At 73.7% G+C, this 3,806-nt stretch carries 5 protein-coding genes; 1 reads left to right on the top strand and 4 read right to left on the bottom strand.

Features of this window, described 5'->3' with window-relative positions; all coding sequences use genetic code 11:
• Positions 1–47 precede the first annotated feature (47 nt).
• The 3 genes from VFW24_00580 to VFW24_00570 are packed head-to-tail and all read right to left on the bottom strand — an operon-like array spanning position 48 to position 2,431.
• Complete coding sequence (locus VFW24_00580; protein ID HEX5265245.1) at positions 48–650, bottom strand: GNAT family N-acetyltransferase; 603 nt, start codon at positions 648–650, stop codon at positions 48–50.
• A 39-nt stretch (positions 651–689) separates the two neighbouring features.
• Complete coding sequence (locus VFW24_00575; GenBank protein HEX5265244.1) at positions 690–1,550, bottom strand: hypothetical protein; 861 nt, start codon at positions 1,548–1,550, stop codon at positions 690–692.
• Complete coding sequence (locus VFW24_00570) at positions 1,547–2,431, bottom strand: GrpB family protein (GenBank protein ID HEX5265243.1); 885 nt, start codon at positions 2,429–2,431, stop codon at positions 1,547–1,549. Before VFW24_00570 ends, VFW24_00575 begins: the two co-directional genes overlap by 4 nt.
• 80 nt (positions 2,432–2,511) lie before the next feature.
• Between VFW24_00570 and VFW24_00565 the strand changes: the two genes are divergently transcribed.
• On the top strand, positions 2,512–3,420 hold the full coding sequence (locus VFW24_00565; protein ID HEX5265242.1) for an alpha/beta hydrolase: 909 nt from the start codon (positions 2,512–2,514) through the stop codon (positions 3,418–3,420).
• Between the two features lie 72 nt (positions 3,421–3,492).
• Here VFW24_00565 and VFW24_00560 read toward each other — a convergent pair.
• Positions 3,493–3,806, bottom strand: a 314-nt coding sequence (locus VFW24_00560; GenBank protein HEX5265241.1) for an OsmC family protein, incomplete at its 5' end; no start/stop codon positions are given.

Genomic DNA, 3,806 nt, shown 5'->3' with positions numbered 1-3,806 from the left:
CGCCCTGGACGATCATCTTGTCCATACCGTCCGTACCACGGATACGCTCATGGCGGGGTCCGATGCGTGTTCTTCGTCAGGCCCCCGATGTCTTCGTCAGGCCCCCGATGAAGGTGTCGTGAGGCCCACACCGCTCCGCCGTCCAGGAGGGCGTATGCGTACGACGGCTCCTCGCTGCCGTCGGGCATGGGCCAGACGAAGCTCCCGAGGTGGCTCCAACCCGATGTCTCGTACAGGGCCACGGCCGGCTGGTACCGGGTGAGGACGTCGAGGACCGGCAGCCCGCCGCGCCGGCGGATGGCGTCGACGGCGGTCGCGAGCAGAAGCCGGGCCACGCCGAGGCGGCGCGCCGCCGGGGCCACGTACAGGCGGGACACGACCCCCAGGTCCTCGGCCCGGCGTCCCGTCCCCGTCTCCCAGACCGCGAGCGGCGGCCCGTGCGGGGGCCGGGTGCAGACATGACCGACGAAGTTGTCGTCGGGTCCTACCGCCGCCCACGCCTCCAGGACGTCGGGCGGGGCCGCGAACTCCGACGGCTCGTCGGGCCACAGCACGGGATAGGCGTCCTGCTCGTGGGTGGCCCGGAGGACCGCGAGGGCGGCCGCCATGTCGGAGTCACGCCACGGCCGGACCGCCACCTGGACTCTCACCGGCTCAGTGTGACCGGCGTTAGGACGACCGGCTCCGGATTACGGAGGGGGCCAGGGCACTCCCATGTTGTTGTGGGCCGGCACCGCCCCGCCGGCCATGACCGCCTCGGCCACGGGCCGGAGGAGGGCGGCGAGCTCGTCGGCCCCGTCGTCGCCGATGGCCGCGGGGACGGGCGCAGCCAGGCGCTCGGTGCCGTCCTCGATGTCCTGGCGCAGGGCGACGCCGGCGGCGGTGAGGCGCATCCCGTCGTCGATGAGGCCGCGGTCGCGCAGACGCGACGCCGCCTCCGACCACTCCTCGTCCGACCAGCCCCGGTTGGCGCGCAGCCCGTCCTCGGGCGAACGCCCGCTGGCGGCCTGGAGGACCAGCGCCTCCGCGGGTGTGACCCCAGCGGCGACGAGACGGTTGACGTGCCCGTCGCCGCGGTGCTCGCGCACGGCGGTGAGCGCCTGCCACAGGCGCAGGTGGGGCTCGTCCGGCTGGGGCAGGGCCTGGTTGGCGGCGCCCATCGGCCGGCCGGCCATGTCGCAACCGGCGACAGCAGCGGCGGCCAGCGAAGCGGCCCGGGCAACCGCAGGCGAGGCGACGACGTCGTCCCCCAGGGCGCGCCGGATGGCGGCGTCCATGGAGGTGAGACGGGCGTCGAGGAGGGCGGCCGGTGGGGCGTAGGCCCACGCGTCGGGAACGGCCCGAGCGACCATGCGCGGGTGGAAGTTGTAGAAGAGGGCGGTCACGACCGACGCCGTCACGGCGCCGAGAGGTGCGGCCCGGAACCCGAAGTAGCTCATCCACCTGCCCTTGAGACCGAGGGCGTCGGTGGCCTCCCGCCGCTCCGGGGCGTAGTAGATGATGGCGTGGACGCGCTCGCCGAACTGCCAGATGGCGCGCGCCCGGCTCACGGGACCCAGTACTCCGCCGCCGGCAGTCCCCGCTGGCGGCGGGCCCGCGTGAGCAACTCGGCCACGAACGCCGCCTTCCGGGCCACGTACACGTCGATGTCCCCGCCCGCCAGCTCGGCGTTCTGCCGCTTGAGCTCGGCGTAGTCCTCCCGGGCGGCGGCGTCGTCGCGCAGGGCGTCGCGGAGTAGCCAGTGGTCGAGGTGGGCCCTGTTGTCCTCGACCACCACGTACAGGTTGTGCGCGGGCAGCTCCCGGGGGCCGTCGAGGTGGAAGGCCTGGCGACCGACGACCCCCAGGTCCCCCAACCAGCGGTAGCCCAGGGCCCGCAGGCGGTCGATGACCGGCCGGACCTGCGCCTCCTCCGACACCACGATGTCCATGTCGATGATCGGCTTGGCGGCCAGTCCGGGCACCGACGTCGATCCGACGTGGTCGATCCGGAGCGCCACATCCTCGACGGCGGGCCAGACCGACGCGTGAACGGTCTCGAACCACGCCGGCCACGTGGGGTCGTAGTCGGCGACCACGATGTCCCGGGTGACCGAGATGGCCCGGACCTCGAAGCGTCCCTGCACGCACACGGCGGTGAACCCGGTGTCGGTCCCGGCGGCGTGCTCCTCGCCCGGCTCCCACACCACGCCGTACCCGGACCCCAGCTCGCGCCGGACCCCGTCGTCCCCCTCGGCCCAGCCGCTTCCGCTCACGATCCCCAGCAGCTGGCGCACGGGCGTGACGTGCCGGCCGATCAGGCCCCCGGGGGGAAGGTGCATCACCTGGACGCCGCCTCTGGTGTCGTTCCCGGTCAGGGGCCCGATCCGGAACCGGGAGCCGAACTCGGATATCGGCACCGCCACCTCGTCGTCGAAGCGCACGACCCGCACGCCGGCATCTTGGCAGCCTGGCCGGCGCCCCCGAGCGGTGGTTACGGTGGACGGGAGGGGACATCGGCAGGGGAGCGCAGGTGCAGAGCGAGACGGGGATCGAGGCGAACAGCGGGCGCAGGTACTACCTCGACTACGCCGACGACGCCGGTGCAGGCGGACTGACGTTCCTGCTGAACCTGCACGGGGGCGGGTCGGGCGGGGTGTGGCAGCGGCGTTACTTCCCGGCCCACCGGTACGCCGACGCCTACCGGCTGGTGGTGGCGGCGCCCACCGCCAAGACGCGGGAGCCGATGCGCCACTGGGCGCCCGACGTGGACGACGCCCACCTGGTGGACGTGGTGGAGCAGGTCTTCGAGCGCTTCGGTACCGGGAGCATCAGGGCGTTCTGGCTGGTGGGCCACTCGCAGGGGGGGATGACCGCCAACCGCTTGCTGAACACGGAGTTCTTCGCCGACCGGGTGGACGGATGGCTGAGCCTGTCGGGGGGGCGGATCGGTCCGGCCCAGCTGGTCGAGGGATTCGGGCCGCCGCGCAGCCGCGAGGAGCGCGACGCCATGTCCGGTCTGCGGGCGCGCCGGTTCCGCCAGCACCCGGTGCCCGACGCCGACTTCTCGTTCATCTTCGCCATCGGGGAGCACGAGATAGTGGGGCTGCCGGAGACTTCGCCCTGGGGGGAGAAGTACGGGGCGGGGGAGCGGGTGCGGGCGGCGGTGATCGAGGATCCCGAGCCGGGCCAGGTGCGCGACACCCGCTGGGGGGACCGGTCGACTCCGAGCTGGGGGCGCGCCGCCCGGCCGGGGACGGCGGAGATCTACGTGTACCCGGGGGCCCGGGACGGCCGGGTGATCGCCGACGTGCTGCGGCGGGACAAGGGCCACACCGAGGGGCTCGAGCCCCGGATCACCGAGGAGATCCTCAAGCTCATAGTGGCGGCGCCGGGCGGCAAGTCCCGAGAGGCGGCGGCACCGTCGGAGCGGACGGCGTAGGCGGAGCGGTCACTCGACGGTGAAGCTCACCGTCAGGTCGGCGGTGGCAACTGCCACCGTTCCGTACAGCGGTCACCGCCCCTTGAACTCCTCGACCAGTCGGGCGGCGTCCTCGTCCCCGACGCCCCGGAAGACGAAGCGCAGGGCGGCCGAGCCGAACACGGTCACGTCGGCGCGCACCTCGTGGGCGCGGTCGATCACCCCACCCATCTCGGCGTCGAGGCCGGCGAGGGCGATCCCGTGCTGGCGGGCCAGGACCTGCACCAGCTCGACCGCGCACGTCGCCACCCCGCCGAGGAACAGCTCGGCCGGGGTCAGCGCCTCCCCCGGGCAGCCGTTCTGGGCCGGGCCGTCGACGACGAGGTGCTGGTCGCGGGCGCTCAGCA

It is taken from the genome of Acidimicrobiales bacterium, from assembly GCA_036273495.1.
GTDB lineage: Bacteria > Actinomycetota > Acidimicrobiia > Acidimicrobiales > JAJPHE01 > DASSEU01.
Note: the sequence above shows the minus strand (reverse complement) of the source record. Positions and strands in the feature narration are given on the sequence as shown.